Below are 16,481 nucleotides of genomic sequence, written 5' to 3' on the forward strand. Positions count from 1 at the left end.
TCGCAAAGTGAATTTGACTACAATTCTTAGAAAGAGTAGCAAAAATCTAATGTCCAAAAAGTCTGATTCGCAGTTCCAAAATCTCTTTACTTCAGCCAAATCAAGCAACTGGGACGAAAGATTAGGCCAAATAGCCTATCGTTTTAACCGAGAGTATCAACGTGAAACCTTTGAACTTCCAACCGAAGTCCAGGCGATGCCGATATTCCGTGAGTGGATTGGAGGTAGTTTTGCCGGGAGAATTGCTTCCCCTTTTTGGGAAATTGCTCAACCTCAAAAAAACCAGCACTGTTTAGATATTGGCTGTGGTATCAGCTTTTTAATCTATCCTTGGCGGGATTGGCAAGCATTTTTTCATGGGCAAGAAATTAGTAATGTGGCACGCGATACCCTTAACTCTCGTGGGCCGCAGTTGAATTCTAAGCTGTTCAAAGGTGTTGAGTTGGGAGCAGCCCATCAGTTAAACTATTCACCAGAGCAGTTTGACCTAGCGATCGCAACAGGATTTAGCTGCTATTTTCCACTCGAATACTGGAATGCAGTACTCGCAGAAGTTAAGCGAGTGTTAAAACCAGGTGGACATTTTGTGTTTGACATCCTTAACCCAGAACAGCCTTTAGCAGAAGATTGGGCAGTTTTAGAAACCTATTTGGGGGCTGAGGTGTTTTTAGAGCCTCTAGCTGAGTGGGAAAAAACCATTAAGGCCGCTGGTGCTAAAGTAGTAACCAAAAAATTAGGAGAATTATTCCAATTGTATAAGGTGCGATTTTGAAAAAACTGAGTGCGAAAGTACTAAGTACTCTTCTTTTTACTCAGCACGGGCTAAACGCCCCGCTACCGCTAACAGCACTCATCACTCAGGGATAACTGGACTCATTGGATCTAAAGAAGTTGTAAAAACAAAATAGATTACTCCAGTGCCGAGAATCATTACAGCGAGACTGAACAGCAATACCCATCTGTCTGTCGGTTCATAAGTATCTTCTTCGATATCACGACGGACAGCGAAATAGTGACTGGTTGAGAGCCACACTGTAATCAAACCCACCAGCGAAAAGACTAAACCTAACTTCCAGCCGTTGCCGGGACGGGGTACTAAAGGTACATGGAAGGCACGCAAACGCACAATTACAACACCAAAACCTAAAAGAGCAATCCCTGTCCGCATCCAAGCCAGGTAGGTACGCTCATTTGCCAAGTGATCTCGGATTCGAGAAGGATTGAGTCGTCCTGGCTTTTTTTTATCTTTATCTTCTTCTGTGGATTTCAATTTTAACTGCATCAATAACACCCTTATCCCCAAAGCGGCTCTTATCAAAAAAATGCGGAGGTAGTAGGAAATCTCTTTCCAGATGACTTGCAGCCAGCACAATAGTTGCGCTACTGAAATATATCTATTGTGATTGTACATATTTTTTCAAAATATATTTTAATGCAGATATAAAAATAAAACAAGCCTGACTGAATAATTTAGAATTCGTAATTGATGGTGCAGAGTAGTTATAAGTAATAAGATGTTATAAAAAACAGCCAAGAATCAGAGAGATTTTTTAACCAGTCTTAAGTCAGGTTTTTTCTCTAATTTTGGCTGTCACCCTGTTGAAATTGAGAACAATGATTCAAAAATAGACTATGCAGTTAGATTTCAAGACTTCTTAATAGGTGCATTAGGAACTCGTGTATCTATGATAGCCTGCGATATATCTGGGATAAACCAGTTAGCCTTATTGCTGTTAAGAACTTTCACAGTCGGAACATTTAATTCAATCGCACCAGTATCTGGATTGCTCTTAATCACCAACTGAGTTCCATCAAGGATTTTCAGAGCCGCAGGCCCTGTCAATTCTTCACCTTGCCCATTCGGACTAGAAGTGAAGTTTGCTACCTTGATATCATTCGGTAGATAGATGCCATCACAATCCCAGTTATCTCTAGTGGACTGACCATTAGCTAGAAAATACAAACCATTGTCGTATATGGCATCTTCATTGTCATCATCATTTGGTCTTTTACCGTATACTGCTATGGTATTACCTGTTTGGTTTTCGCATTTACCCCAGTTAATTCCCGTCTCTAAAGCATATTTTTGCAGTGTTAATTCCTCAGTTCTCTTTTGAATTTCTTCTGGTGTCAGACCTTCAACTTGAGTTTGGGCATCTTTTGTTTGAGACAGTTCGTTAAGAGCTTTAGTGACTTCGATATAATCAGGGTTTTTGCTAAATTTTGGTCTATCAGCAAAAGAAGGTTGAGCGAAGGCTAGATTAGCGAAAATAATTAAGGCAATTAGCAGAGATTTCCAGACTTTCATGTTTTGATTCCTGTTGATGGGGAAGATATTTTGTAGTTTTAAATTAATTTTCGTAAGAAAATTCATGATGCACATCTTTCTAGATACTTAACTTTTCTTGTTCTTCACTCGAAGATTGAGTATTGAAACCTAAGATTAATGAGAATATATAACTAGAAACTACAGATAAAAGAGTCCAGGTAACGTTTTCTGTGACAATAAACACGCCCAAACCAATTAAGATACAAGGTACAAAAGTGTTGCCATTTTCAGTTAAAAAATGTGCGATCGCAGGCAAGTAGGTCAACTTGTAAGCGGTATAACACCATACACCTACTAGCGAAAAGAATACACTGAGTATAATTAACAGACTATCTAATTCCGAATTGGCAAACAGAGGCACATAGACGCTGATATTATCACTACCATTGGCAAAGGCGATCGCAGCAACGTTGCAAGTTTGGGGAGAGAAAAAGCTCCTAACTATAGAGGGACAAGATGGCTCGGTTTCTTCTGCACCTTGCTCTGGTGAATCCTCTTCGCGTTTTAGTAAACCACTCACACCAATGATTATTGGCATTAAACCAAGTAGTCTAATCCAGTCCTGCGGTATAATTAGTCCACCGAAAAACCCAGGAAGGCTAGCAACTATCAATGCAGCAAAGCCAAGATACTGACCAGCAAGGATGTGACGACTGCGGAACGTTTTATTTATTTGTGAAAAAAGCAACGTCAGAATCACAATATCATCGATGTTGGTTGCAGTGAATGCCGTGATCCCTGTGGTAATTGCAGTTACTAAACCGCTCATTTTTGGAAGTCCTTATTTTGATGCTTGGCAATTGGGCATTAATCATTGGGCATTTACAAAGGACAAATGACTAATGACAAATGACTAAGTAAAAAGCTTTGATTTATACTTTAGTGAAACTAACCGATAGAATCAAATGCTTTTGTTTGTCAAAATGATAAATGAAAGTGATTAAATCTTTGACACCAAGTTGTAGGGATACCATAAATGGCAGGAATGACCCTTGAGCAGCTAAAAATCTTTCTGGCTGTGGCGCAGCACTTACACTTTACTCGCGCAGCAGAAGAGCTTTATATTACACAACCTGCCGTCAGTGCAGCAATCCACAACTTAGAGCAAGAATATGGTGTGAAACTATTCCATCGGATTGGTCGCCATATCGAGATTGCTGAGGCGGGTAAATTACTGCAAGTGGAAGCGCAAAAAATTCTCGATCAAGTTTCCTTGACTGAAAGAGGATTGCGAGAATTGAACAATCTGCAACGGGGTGAATTGAAATTAGGGTCAAGTCTGACAATTGGTAACTACTGGCTACCAAGTAAGATTAGTGAGTTTAAGAGCCGATATCCCGGTATTCAGATTAACTGTAGCCTTGCCAATACAGAAGAGATTTGTTTAGGAACAGCCACAGGACAGTTTGATTTAGGTTTGGTAGAAGGAGATGTGAAGCCAGCGCTCCAGAGTACTCTAGAGTATGAAATAGTGGGGAGCGATCGCTTACAAATAGTCGTAGGTCAAAAACACCCTTGGTTTGAGTGGGGAGAAATTGACTTAAGCCAGTTGACTAAAACCCCTTGGGTGATGCGCGAACCAGGTTCTGGAACCCAGCAAAGGTTTGAGGAAGCCTTAAAAAATTGGGAAATCAATCTCAGTGAACTGGATGTAATTTTAGTATTCAACAGTGGAGAGATGACAAAAGCAGCGATCGAAGATGGTGTCGGTGCGATCGGAATTTCTGAGTTGATGGTAAAAAAAGAAATACAACTGGGAACTCTACGAGCAATTCGAGTCATTGATAATAGAGACGTTAACGTTGCGATGCCTACGGCTGGCTACACCTACGCAGAAATAGTTCGACCTTTTTTCAAACTCAAGCATCGTCAGCGTTTTCAAACTGCTCTTTCCAAAGTCTTTGAACAAATGTTGATCTCATCCATGTCAGATGGCTCACATCAACATATATCAACATCACTTATTTGAAATAACATCATTTCCACTGCTCATCTAGTAATATCAAATCCTTTTGTATCGCAATTATTCCTCTTTCCTTTCCCTCTGCGCTCTCAGCGTCTCTGCGGTTTTTAAGCATTCAGATGCTAATTGCTTTACAAAACTGTCCCTCTCTGAGCCGGAGCTACGGTGTACACACATCTCTCTACAAAACCAAAATGTAATAGATCCTCCTAAATCCTCCGAGAAATTGGAGGACTCTTCTTTTTTAAGGGAGTTGGGAGGAGCAAAAGCTTGTGGGGCAAATATTAAAGACTTTAAAACCTCATCTATGTTGAAATCGAGAGTTTTTTAAAAGATATATTTATGTAGGTTGGGTGGAGTGAAACGCAACCCAACATTACCACCAAATTTTATGTTGGGTTACGCTAAAGCTTCACCCAACCTACAAAACTACGCTTCTCAAGGTAGGCGAAGTTTATGTCACCGTAGCCGACGCAGAGAGGGACAGACTTGAACGAAAGTTCAGAGCAGGGAGAGGTTGACAGAACTCATACCTTCCGCATATTTCTACTAACGGGGTCAAAACCTCTAGAAAACCGAGTGCTTTCATCGTAGTAAGCGCCAGTCAGATTCGCTCCATATAACTTGGCATAGTTGAGTTTGGCTCCCCGCAGATTGGCTTCATTCAGTTTGACACCGCTCAAATTAGCTCTAGTCAAATTCGCTTTTGCTAAGTTAGCTCTACTCAAATCTGCTCCCCAGAGTTTAGCTTTAGCTAGGTTAGCTCCACTCAAGTCAGATCCCCATAGATTTATTCCAGGCAAATAGGCTCCAATCAGCCTGTTCCTACTCAAGTTGACGGCTGGAAAATATCTTTCCCCTGCGGCAAAACGCCTTTTTAATTCCTCTATATTCACGATCGCCACCCAACAAGAATCAAATTTATATCTCTAATATATAAGGTGCTTCTATTGTAACGGCCATAATAGAGGTTGTTTATTTAATATCTGCAATTCCTCCGATTTACTCGAATGCACATATCTAATATGGCAATCCGCTTTGATTTCTATTCGCGCAGCGTGGCGTAGCCATAATTATTTGTGTAGGAGGAAATAGGCAATAGGCAAGAAGCATCTTTCAGTTTTACTAAATGTTTCCAGAAATCAAATATGAGTTCTATAGAACAATTTATAGTAATTTATTCCTTTTAATATTCGGCTATGCGATTATTATATTGCTGCAATTAATAGATTTATCGTAATAAGTTAAAAAGAGGGATTTAGAGAGATATAGGACTTTTGATACCGATAAGAGGATGTTTTAAAAATCCTCTCAGAGCAAGCCTCTCTTTTTAGCTGAAAAACACTTAATTCACATAATCGAATTAAATCAAACTCTGTGGGATTGGCAACATGAGCGCCCCAATTATGCAAGTTACATACAGCAGTTTTCATATATTTGAACCACACCCGTCGTAGGGGCGCAAGTCCTTGCGCCCCTACCGCGTGGTCTATTTACTTAACTGGGATAATTTCAAACTCGAAAGTACTTATCAAACGATCATCAATATAAACTTCTATCCTATGCTTACCAACCGGATCGCCAGGAGTAATCGTCCAAAAATTCTCAATTACACCCTCTGGAGCCGACTGTGTACGCCGTGTCACAGATGTCATTCCGTCTGGTGACATTGAGAAGTCTTCACCGCTATCTGTACCCCAAGTTTCTGGAGGTTTTGGTAAACGCAATACTTCGCGCCATTTTACTTCACCTTGGTAGTCTTTGAGTTTAATCCGCCATCCGTAGGCGTTTCCCGGCTGAAGTGGTACTCTTGTTGTCTGAAAAATGGTAACGTTACCTTTGGAGTCAACTCTCTTCAGCCCAAACTCAGTGTTACTGACAGTAATCTTTTTCAGACTTGTTGGTGTAGGAAATAGTTTGGCATCTTGTGCTACACCAGAGGTAGCGGCGATTGGCTCAGAATATATAACCCCAGATATTAGCCAAGAGGAAGCTAGCACAGCAGTAGCAGCCCAAATTCTCATTAGTATGGTTTTCCTGTCAGACTTTTGGTACTTATTCAAGTAATCTGACACGTTTTCCGGGCTATGGTTGCTGATGATTGGACAAAGGTGAAATTGCTCTTAGCTATCTGGCAAATTGAATCGATAAGTAGTCGGACAAAAATATTTATAGTCATTGTGAGCCTTCGCTTCTCTTTGCAATTACATTGGGGAATTAATTCTGTCTGACTACTTAGCTTATGCGATTTAACACTTATACAGCTAAAATCCAATGGGATTCTTGTTTTACATCTTGCCTCTTCAGTCAAGACTTAACCTTTTAAATTAACCTTCCCCTCAAATTTTGGCGCATCTTGATGAGATAAAAATCTTTCACTAGTGTGATAACTTCTTCGCCATTTTTCGAGCTGATCTATAGATATTGATTTAGATGTGACGTTCACACCATTTCCTCGCCAAGCAACTTCTGGATCTGTTGTGAAAACCCCACACTCTAATTGTTCTAGCCTCATATTCCAATATTCACTAAACCTACCTTTTAAAGTAATAACTTGCTCAAATACCTTATTTCTGTGTTTATTTCTTCTTTTTCTTTCTGTAGCTCCTGTTGCTTCCGTATCAATAAACTTAGTTTCAATTAAATACAGACTACCTTTAAAAGTTAGGTAGACAAAATCACACTTTCCTAAATCTGTATAATCTGAAATTGGAGATTTTTCAAATAGCAGCAATTCAGCGCATGAGGGAAACAACTCTTTAATATTCAGAAATAAATAAGCTTGCAGTAGAAGTTCCTTATCATAAGGAAATAAGATCACTCCTTCAAAAAACTTTTGAATGTCCTCGTGAGTTTGGGGTTGAATCCTTTTACAGTATGAAACAAATTTATGTAGCTCATTTACGCTCATCAAGTTTTAACTCCTTCCCCCGGTCGCAGCCTTAAGGGTATTAGCATAAAAAGATACCACTCCCTCAAGGAAATTATCATCCGCATAAGTAACTAAAAAAACGCTTTTAACCCTGAATACTTAAGGCAATTTACTGTTGACAGTTCATAAAACTAATTTTTCAGGTGCTTTTCAGTATTAGTAGATTTTTCACTTCTGGTATTAGCTACCAGTGAGCGATTTGATATGAGCAGGAAAACTAGCATTTTGCAAAGCTTGGACGGTTATTCTTGAATCTTGTACGGAAAATTGCCAACCCAAGCGAACAAGTTTCCGAGAATTTTCAGTTTGGATAATTCCAATCACTGGCATTTTTGCCTTTTCTTTATCTACTGAATGTTCTTGCAAAATCGTTTTCAAGAGATGTAGTTTTTCCATATCACCTGCTTGCTGGGGATTTAACTCTACCATTACCATTTGTACTGTTTCCACTGGCTCTGCATCTTCAAGAATAAATTGAGTTTGCTCGTCGCGTCGGTCTACTTTCCCCCAAATAATCAATCTTGTGTCAACTTGAAGTAAGGAACTAATGCGTTCATAAGTTTTAGGAAAAACTACAGCTTCTGATTGTGTGGTTAGGTCTTCTATTTGCAAAATGGCCATCTGATCGCCTTTTTTTGTAACCACTTTTTTGACGTTATTTAACATCACAACTGCACAAAGCCTTGTGTCTTCCCTTTGCTCTCCTAATTGCGAAAGGTTAATTGGAGTTAAAAGTGGTGCTATTTGCCTTAAGGATTTCAGTGGATGGTCTGATACATAAAAACCTAATAATTCTTTCTCCATCTGCAACTTTTTCTGTGGGGGTAAATCTGTCACAGGTTTAGATTTAGGAGCAGTTTCAAAGGCATTATTTGCTCTTTTATTCTGAGTAGAAGAAAATCCATCGCCTAATAAGTCAAAGAGATTCCCTTGTCCACTGGCTCTGTCTTTAGCGCGAGATTGTGCCCAATCATACACTAATTCTGAGTCGTTAATTAACTGTTGGCGGTTGGATTCAATTTTGTCAAAGGCTCCACAGTAAATCAGCGATTCCAGAGTCCGACGGTTAACAGCACGTAAATCCACGCGATCGCAAAAATCAGCGAGAGATTTAAACTCTCCTGTCTCATTTCTCGCCTCTAAAATACAGGCGATCGCATTCTGTCCCACGTTACGCACCGCCGAAAAGCCAAACAGAATCTTTCCCAATGTCGGCGTAAAATCAACGCCAGAACGATTAATATCTGGCGGATCTATGGAAATCCCCATATTTGTACAGTTAGTAATATATCTCTGTACCTTATCGGTATCGCCACTGTTAGCCGTTAACAGGGCTGCCATATATTCCAATGGATAATTAGCTTTTAAATATGCTGTCTGATAAGTTACATAAGCATAGGCGGTCGAATGGGATTTATTGAAACAATTAGAAGCTATGAAGCCATTTTTGAGTGCAAAATTATGGTCACGCTCAACTCCAATGTCATAGACATTTTGTTTGCCTAAATATTTACGTGTGGCTATTTTGATCATCCTACCTTACCCCCGAAAAAAAATTTGCGAAATTAATTAATTGATAAAATGATAAAGATTGTAGTCATAGTAATACTGGTAATATAAAATTATATCACTAGAAAACACTGCTATACTCTTACACAAAAGTAGACAAAGTTTGACAAACTATTAGGTAAACAGTTAATAGCCATGTAATTGCTGTTTTTAAAGCTTATAAACAGATTCCAATACATATTAATCCCCTTAATTCAGATGCTAGGAGAGTGCATGAAATCAGGGGAGCAAAGAAAGTTTTGCCTTCTATACCTCACCCCTGTGCCTCTTTCCAATGCCGAATGTGTCAGTTAGTATCGTTGAGAAGCAACACGGTATTAAAGGGTGTGGGTAGGTGAAAGTGGCGCTGATCGTAATTTTGGCGGTGGTTCTAGGATTGTTTATGATAGTCGAGATCGGACTGCGATCGCTCTTTGGCTTTGGTAATCCCCTAACTTACATTGGTGATGAGCAGATTGGCTATTTATTGGCTCCTAACCAGCGTACCCGTCGTTTTGGTAATCGCATTGAAATTAATGAGTATTCTATGCGAGGTAGTGCGATCAATAAAACACCCGCGCCTTCTACGCTGCGAGTTTTACTGTTAGGGGATTCTATTGCGAATGGTGGTTGGTGGACAGATCAGACTAATACAATATCGGCGATCATGATGCGTTCTTTAGCTTCATCCACTCATCGTAATTATCAGGAAGTGGAGGTGCTGAATGCTTCAGCTAACTCTTGGGGGCCAAGGAACGAGTTAGCTTATTTAGAGAAATTTAGCAATTTCAACGCCCAAGCAGTAGTGTTATTAATTAATACCGATGATTTGTTTGCTACTCCTCCCACTTCTTTACCGGTAGGACGCGATCGCAACTATCCCGATAGTAAGCCTCCACTAGCGTTAGCGGAAGTGTGGCAACGTTATATCGTCAAGCAGAAGCCAATTCCTGAAATGAAAGCGGTGCAAAATGAAGCAGGCGATCGCGTGGGGATTAATTTGGAAGCGATCGGCAAAATTCAAGCCCTGACTCGCCAAAGCAACAGCCAATTTTTACTAGTTATGACTCCCTTACTGCGAGAAATTGCTGAACCAGGCCCCCGCGATTACGAAATTAAAGCCCGCCAACGCTTGAGCGATTATACTAAAGCCCAACAAATTAACTATATAGACTTTTTACCGATATTCAATTCAATTACCAGCCCGCAAGCTTTGTATCACGACCACATTCACCTCAACTTACAAGGTAATAAAATTGTCAGTGAAGTTATGGAGCGATCGCTTTTAGAAATACTAAGGCAGATACCAATTACTCAGACCTCCTAAAGTCGTCAATTCTACCAGAAAATATTCGTATTGAGTGATTTCCCACTCATGAAAATTAATTTATATAGCTTGTTTAGTACTCATTATCTTAATAGAGTGGTAATTCTTATAGTTGAAATAATTATTAATTTAAATTAAATCAGACAATCTTCTACAACTTGAACACTAGCCATCCAAATAATACTTAACCTTAAATCTCAAAAAAATATATTGATTAAGTGCAGTTATTTATTATATTAAAAAATTAAATAATATGTTTAAAGATTACTTTTAGTAAATCTCCTTGTGTAAAAGGTTTAGTTAAATAGCCTGATGCTTTGACCATCTTAGCTTTAGCTCTATCTATAAATCCTACTTTTTCTGACACCATAATCACAGGTGTATTTTTAAAATGTGAGTGTTTACGCAGCAAAGAGCAGAGTTCATATCCGTCTACATTAGGCATCGAAATATCCAACAAAATGATGTCGGGTTTTGTGTGAACAATCTGCATTAAAGCTTTTAAAGAATCAGTGACTCCCACAACACAAAAGGTTTGCTCATCTAAATAACTTTGAATAGTATTCAATACCGTAGGGCTGTCATCAATACAAAAGATGGTGTAAATTTTTTTGTCAACCGGAGGTTCGGTAATTCGCTGACCCCTATGTTCATTAGTATTAATAGAGTAAACTGGTGGTCTATAGCCGTTTGTTCTAAAAGAGTTTGGTCTACTTTTGTTCTTAGATTTTAGCTCATTGATTTTGAACAATTCTGAGGGGTGTGATTGAGAAGTTGGCGAAGTTTGACGATTGGCTGCTTCTCTAGGAGAGGCTACGCCAACGCTTTGGGGCGTTTGACATCGTTCAACCAGTAAGCGGAGATTCAGATGACAAAACTTTGGCATGTCATCTAGAAAGCTTTCAGGAATAAATTCATAACTCCCCTCTTCTAAGTTCAGAAATGACTCCAGAACTTCTAGCGCCAATTGCTCTATCAGTATCGCCGCTTGAAAGGGACTGATATATTTCTGATTAACTAACCAACAAATAGCCAAATAATCTGGGTTTGGTATTGCCTGATTTTCAATTCCAGTTTCAAATATCGCCCGTAACTGCTCGTGAATTTCACGAGGGAGAGTAGAAATTTGCTGACTCAAGCGTTGCAAATTTCTGTAAAGTGGCTCAAACATTTTCTCTGAGTAGCAGGCATAAATTAGTTTACCTTCATCTACATATATTGACCAAGAGCCTGATGCGCTAAACACCTGCAAACAACCAGTAACAGACTTACCAGTGATTTTTTTCAACAAAGATAAAGGCTGGAGCTTTTGAAAAAATCTGTATCTATTAATCGGAAGTGTCTTCATTGGGATAGCTCTGGAATAAAATTAACATTGCAGGCGAAATTAGTGAATTACCTTTTCGGAATTCACTGCGACTTGGTTGGAAGCACTATCAGATAAATATAGCGGTCACATTTGAGTTAGTACAGAGATTCCACACCCCCCAACTCTTAATTAACCAATCTCTGTTAAGCTAGAAAGCACGAATTACAACTAAACCAATCCATATTATTGCCCAATAGCAAAATGGCCCGACTGGTTGCCAGGATATAGTATTTCAAAAACTAGATTGGTTTTCTGTATCTTTTGCTAATCTAGCCAATCTAACAGTAACTCAAGTGCAACAGATAGACTATTGGCTCTCGCCCATCAGTCACAAAAGTATCATTGTTATCCGTATTTAGTAACCTAAAATTGCAGATACTTTAGTTCTCTTAGAAAAGTTTTTTTTGCTCCTCATACTTAAGTCTCAAGCAATCAAAATCTCCAGTGCTGTAGACGAAAAAGCTCCTCTAGCAAGCCTTTTATGGATTTAATAGCAATGTTTTGGTTGCCATAACTAAAGTTTTCAGGTACTTTTGCTAGAAGTTTATTCTTGAGGGAAACTTCATCAAGAGAAAAAGTATTATTAAAAACTAAGCATTCAAAAAGCCCAATATCTTACTTAGGTCTTGAGCTTGTAGAGCAACTCTTAGTGTTGGGACTGGGCAAAACTATCAATTGCACAACAAGAATGGGAAACCTCCGACCAAGGATGAGTTAGCTGGCAATTGTCGCCCTAATGGTGTGTGGTGAGATGCACAGGCGACCAAACCAGCAGAAGGGAATCTCTTCATAAGTACTGGAAACGGGTTCTAATGTTGTTTGGGGCGAAATATTCACCCGGCACAATTTGAAGTGACAAATTCAAGAACTTACAGCGAAATTCTTGATTAGTAGTACATACCTGCAAAATAGCTATTTCCTAGCTAGATGGTAGATAACAAGTAACGTACTCACTAAAATTTAGATTACTATAATTTTCAAAAAAAGTTAGAAGAAATATCTAAACTTTATGATCAATCACTAAAGTAACCATGAAAACTAATTAATATTATCTTTCAGTATTTTTTTGATCTAATATCCGGGAAGGTTGAAAATGTACAGTAAAAGATACTTTTGCCTGCTTATTTAATTACACTTAATAGATAAATGAATCATTTTATAATAGCAATTTAACTGAAGAATCTCAAGCTTTAAAAGTCACAAATATAAATACAAAATTGCTTGCGTAGGCGTAGCCCGTCTTAAATATTGCATTCATTAACCCATAAAGTATATGTAGCAAAAAGACGCAAAGAATTTCTTTGCGTCTTTAGTGTGAGATTTATAAGTAGATATTCTCACCGTTATAATTCTCCATCTACTTAAACTTGCTCCCGCCAGCACCAGCTTAAAAGCGTGCCACCAGCCACCAACTTAACTACTTCCAGTACCCAATAACTACCGTGTAGTAAATTCATTGTCGATGGAATAGCAGATGCTGCTTCAAATAGGTTTAGCTGAACTCCTATGGCGCACATTTGTGGAGTCAAGAAATAGGTGTCAAGCACAGCTATAGTTAGCAGCAGCCCAGATAAAATAATACTGCCAATGCGCCAGTGATATTGGGTTTTACCCAAAGCTAATGCCCCTGTCAATACTACAGCAGCAGATAATAATTCCATCCGATTGAAGTTCCAAAAAATCGTATAGCCCGCTGTTGTAAAACCAGCTTGACTCATCATGCCAGAAAGATAAAGGCTAGGCATAATTACCCAGTCTAAAACTAAACTAGCACTGAGCCAAAAGCCCAAAGTCAATATTATAGCGGTTTGCCAAATTGGTCGTTTGAATTCAAGGCTAGAAATAGCAGTCATAAAATAATTGCGTGTGTTGTATTTCTTAGTTTCTAACTTCACCAGCAGTTTGACAAGAAATATCAACTAACCTTTACAAAGTGACTTATCTTAATTGATTCTTAATCCAACCCCAAGATTTTTTAAACTTAATTGAGAAATATTAAGATATTTTAAAAAATAATTTAAGTAGATTTTGCTTCTTAATAAATACTCAATTTTTCTTGAGTTTCCAGCCTCTGGCTGGAAATGAGAAAGATGATAATTAGTGGTTCGATTTAGCAATGTCACTTATTTCTCTTGAAATGTCCAGACACCTTCATCCCAATCTGACTCTGTTGGAGGTGATTGTAACCAATGCTGACAACGTAGAAGATGCAACATAGCAGCTTTGTCTTGGTTGTCTGCTGCTAAGACTAGGGCAAATTCAGCCCTAGCACGGTTAAAATCGCGTTTGAGATAATACTCGCGTCCTTTGTGATAATGCTCAATCACTTGCAATTTTTCGCTTTCAATCGGGTTGGAACGTAAACCCAGTAATTCATATATAGCTACTGGCTCATTTCTGCCTTTGACACGAATGTAATCTAGTTCCCTAGCCCAAATATTATCTTGGCAGGGTTTAAAAGTGTTATGGCTAATAATAATGTCGCAACCATATTGTTTGCTGACACTTTCTAATCGAGAGCCAAGATTAACGCCATCACCAATGGCGGTAAATTCCATCCGTTTACTAGAGCCAATATTCCCACTAATTACGGTATCTGAGTTGATACCAATGCCGATTTTAATTCTGGGCTTATCATCTACATAGCGACGTTGATTAAATTCGTGCAGGCGAACGCGCATTTCTAAAGATGTTTGCACTGCCATCCAAGCGTGTTCTTCTAATGCCAGAGGAGAACCAAACACAGCCATGATTGCATCGCCGATGTATTTGTCAAGCGTGCCTTTATGTTTAAAGACTGCCTCCACCATTGATTCAAAATATTCATTGAGCATACTTACCACTTCTTCTGCTTCCAAGTTTTCTGTCAAAGTGGTGTAGCCGCGAATATCGGAAAATAAAATCGAAACTTCTTTGCGATCGCCTCCAAGTTTAGCATCATCTAATTTCAGCAGTTCTTCCGCTAATTCCTGGGTCATGTAGCGGTACATCGTACTCTTGAGCCGCTTTTCATCACTGATGTCTTCCATCACCACTAACGCCCCCCGGACTTGCTCGTTGTCGCTGGCATCGGCAATTGTGTTAATGGATAAATTAATACTGTGCTGTTGTGTACCAGTTGTTATGAGTGTGCGATCGGGGTAATATTGCTGACGACCTTTTAAGTCAACCGCATGTAAAGCATCTTGGTACCACTTGCTAAAGTCACCTTCTTTGATACCAATGACATCATTAACTAATTTACCTTCTAAACGTTCATCTACTCCCAGCCCTAGCAAACGTTGGGCGCTTTCATTAGCGGCGATAATTAAGCCAGTTTTATCAGTGGAAACCACTCCATTGGAAAGACTACGCAGAATATCTCGTTGCATTTGTTCTTGTTGCTTGACTGTGGCAAACAACTGGGCATTTTGCAGCGCTACTCCGGCTTGAATATTAAAAGCTTCCATAAATTCTTCATCGTTGCGGTCAAAGCTAGCTTGGAAGCAGTCGGGAGCTTTGGGCCAATCAGCTGGATTATAAGCGGGAAAATCACCAGTTTTCTTCTTATTTACGAGCTGGGTAACACCAATCAGTTGTTGATCGGCGTTAAATACTGGCATACAAAGTAAGCTACAAGTGCGATAGCCATTTTGCTGATCGAGTTGTTTGGCTGTATCAGAGTCAGGATGGTGGTACAAATCAAAGGCAATATTCAGTTTCTTGCCAGAAACCGCTACTATACCCGCAAAGCCTTTGCCTACAGGGACTCGCAACTCTTTAGTTGAACCATCATCTTGGGTAATTTTCGTCCATAATTGATGGCGATCATGGTCTATTAACCATAGTGTACTGCGATCGGCATTCATCAGTTCCTTGGCTTCGTCCATCACCCGCTTCAGGGTGTCTTCTAAGTCGAGACTGCTTTGAGAGAGGGACTTGATCGCCTTCATTAGAGCCGCCACTGCTCTTTGTTTTTGGGTAGCGACATAAAAAGAGCGGGAGGATTCTAAAATTAGGCGAATTGAAGGGGCAAATTCTTGAAATAATTGTTCGTCACAAGAGAGAAAACCTTTGGTATCAACGCGCTCGGCAAGGGGAGCGGCGTGATTATTGCCAGATTTTAATTTATTCAGTAATTGTACTACTGCAACTAACTGCCCATGTTCATTTAACAGTGGCAAAGCCAACATGGTGTAGGTGCGGTAGCCAGTTCTTTTTTCTTGTTCTTGGGCAAAATGCGATCGCGGATCGTTATAAAAATCAAAGGGAATATTGATAACTTGTTTGAAAGTAGCGACTTCCCCAGCAATGCCTTTATTGGCGGGGATACGAATTTCTAAAGAGCGATCGCCTTCCCCCTCAGCTAAAATCGACCAGAGTTCTTGTTTTTCTTCATCCAATAAAAATATCGTTGTCCGGTCTGCTCCCAGTAATTCCCCGGTTTTCAGGGTAATCGAATGCAACATTTCTTGCAGAAGAGTTTCAAACCCCTGAGAATCCAGCATTGATAGGGTTTGATGGACAATCTGTAATTTTTGCTCGACATCCTGAACGACCTGCTTAAAAGTATCCTGAGTCAGGGGAGCAAGAAACGTAGAAAAATTTCCTTTCCTTGTGGCAAGAGCGCCCACAGGAGCAGAATTTGTTTGTAATTCGAGGTTTTCTTGGTTGTGAACACCAATAATCAAATCGGTGGTTTCCCCATAACTTCCTTGATACACTGACATAACTGGTATTTTATATAGCAGGATGAGATTTTAGATTTAAGAATGCGATGAAATTTATGTAAGTTGTGCTAAAAACAACAATGCCTTGATATTATCCATAGTTTAATCGCTTGTTTAGCTAGCGTCATCCTGTGAATAAGGGTGGAAATTGATTACTAACAGCCATATCTGACCAAAACCCTTTCCCACTGACGGATAGAGATGATAAATAGAGGGTCAGACCCCTCTGATTTAACCGATAAAACAATGCTATCCGTATCTCTTAGTGAGCAGATCCAGTCTTCTCTCCGAGATGCTACGCAAA

General features: G+C 39.4%; 14 protein-coding genes. 4 read left to right on the top strand and 10 right to left on the bottom strand.

Annotated elements, in window-relative coordinates:
- Positions 1-49: 49 nt before the first annotated feature.
- Positions 50-772, top strand: coding sequence for a class I SAM-dependent methyltransferase (locus tag GNF10_RS00355; RefSeq protein WP_185584384.1), 723 nt, complete (start codon positions 50-52; stop codon positions 770-772).
- Between the two features lie 81 nt (positions 773-853).
- On the opposite strand, the gene GNF10_RS00360 is transcribed toward GNF10_RS00355, so the two are convergent.
- The 3 genes from GNF10_RS00360 to GNF10_RS00370 all read right to left on the bottom strand — a co-directional run bounded on the left by GNF10_RS00360 (position 854) and on the right by GNF10_RS00370 (position 3,098).
- Positions 854-1,411, bottom strand: a complete 558-nt coding sequence (locus tag GNF10_RS00360) for a DUF202 domain-containing protein (RefSeq protein WP_311774091.1) — start codon at positions 1,409-1,411, stop codon at positions 854-856.
- A gap of 234 nt (positions 1,412-1,645) precedes the next feature.
- Positions 1,646-2,308 carry a hypothetical protein gene (locus tag GNF10_RS00365; protein WP_185581803.1) on the bottom strand — a complete coding sequence of 221 codons (663 nt, stop codon included), beginning with the start codon at positions 2,306-2,308 and terminating at the stop codon, positions 1,646-1,648.
- A 79-nt stretch (positions 2,309-2,387) separates the two neighbouring features.
- Entirely contained in the window at positions 2,388-3,098 is a 711-nt protein-coding gene (locus GNF10_RS00370) for a cadmium resistance transporter (protein WP_185581802.1), read from the bottom strand.
- Between the two features lie 207 nt (positions 3,099-3,305).
- On the opposite strand from GNF10_RS00370, the gene GNF10_RS00375 reads away from it, so the two are divergent.
- On the top strand, positions 3,306-4,298 hold the full coding sequence (locus tag GNF10_RS00375) for a LysR substrate-binding domain-containing protein (protein ID WP_185607099.1): 993 nt from the start codon (positions 3,306-3,308) through the stop codon (positions 4,296-4,298).
- 352 nt (positions 4,299-4,650) lie between these two features.
- Positions 4,651-4,785: a hypothetical protein gene (locus GNF10_RS38235; protein WP_260446269.1), complete on the top strand. Its 135-nt coding sequence runs from the start codon at positions 4,651-4,653 to the stop codon at positions 4,783-4,785.
- A gap of 34 nt (positions 4,786-4,819) precedes the next feature.
- On the opposite strand, the gene GNF10_RS00380 is transcribed toward GNF10_RS38235, so the two are convergent.
- The 4 genes from GNF10_RS00380 to GNF10_RS00395 form a co-directional block, all read right to left on the bottom strand.
- Complete coding sequence (locus tag GNF10_RS00380; protein ID WP_185581800.1) at positions 4,820-5,188, bottom strand: pentapeptide repeat-containing protein; 369 nt, start codon at positions 5,186-5,188, stop codon at positions 4,820-4,822.
- 597 nt (positions 5,189-5,785) lie between these two features.
- Entirely contained in the window at positions 5,786-6,316 is a 531-nt protein-coding gene (locus GNF10_RS00385) for a hypothetical protein (protein ID WP_185581630.1), read from the bottom strand.
- A gap of 290 nt (positions 6,317-6,606) precedes the next feature.
- Entirely contained in the window at positions 6,607-7,203 is a 597-nt protein-coding gene (locus GNF10_RS00390; RefSeq protein WP_185581629.1) for a hypothetical protein, read from the bottom strand.
- A gap of 201 nt (positions 7,204-7,404) precedes the next feature.
- Positions 7,405-8,757 carry an OB-fold nucleic acid binding domain-containing protein gene (locus GNF10_RS00395; RefSeq protein WP_185581628.1) on the bottom strand — a complete coding sequence of 451 codons (1,353 nt, stop codon included), beginning with the start codon at positions 8,755-8,757 and terminating at the stop codon, positions 7,405-7,407.
- Positions 8,758-9,175: 418 nt separating this feature from the next.
- On the opposite strand from GNF10_RS00395, the gene GNF10_RS00400 reads away from it, so the two are divergent.
- On the top strand, positions 9,176-10,099 hold the full coding sequence (locus GNF10_RS00400) for an SGNH/GDSL hydrolase family protein (protein ID WP_221643704.1): 924 nt from the start codon (positions 9,176-9,178) through the stop codon (positions 10,097-10,099).
- A gap of 244 nt (positions 10,100-10,343) precedes the next feature.
- On the opposite strand, the gene GNF10_RS00405 is transcribed toward GNF10_RS00400, so the two are convergent.
- The 3 genes from GNF10_RS00405 to GNF10_RS00415 form a co-directional block, all read right to left on the bottom strand.
- A complete protein-coding gene (locus GNF10_RS00405; RefSeq protein WP_185607100.1) occupies positions 10,344-11,447 on the bottom strand; it encodes a response regulator in 1,104 nt (367 codons plus the stop codon).
- Between the two features lie 1,382 nt (positions 11,448-12,829).
- Complete coding sequence (locus tag GNF10_RS00410; RefSeq protein ID WP_185580409.1) at positions 12,830-13,321, bottom strand: hypothetical protein; 492 nt, start codon at positions 13,319-13,321, stop codon at positions 12,830-12,832.
- 270 nt (positions 13,322-13,591) lie between these two features.
- Complete coding sequence (locus tag GNF10_RS00415; protein ID WP_185580410.1) at positions 13,592-16,177, bottom strand: adenylate/guanylate cyclase domain-containing protein; 2,586 nt, start codon at positions 16,175-16,177, stop codon at positions 13,592-13,594.
- Positions 16,178-16,481: the final 304 nt, after the last annotated feature.

The sequence above is a fragment of the Nostoc sp. UCD121 genome (genome assembly GCF_014222285.1).
In the GTDB taxonomy this organism is placed as follows: domain Bacteria; phylum Cyanobacteriota; class Cyanobacteriia; order Cyanobacteriales; family Nostocaceae; genus Nostoc.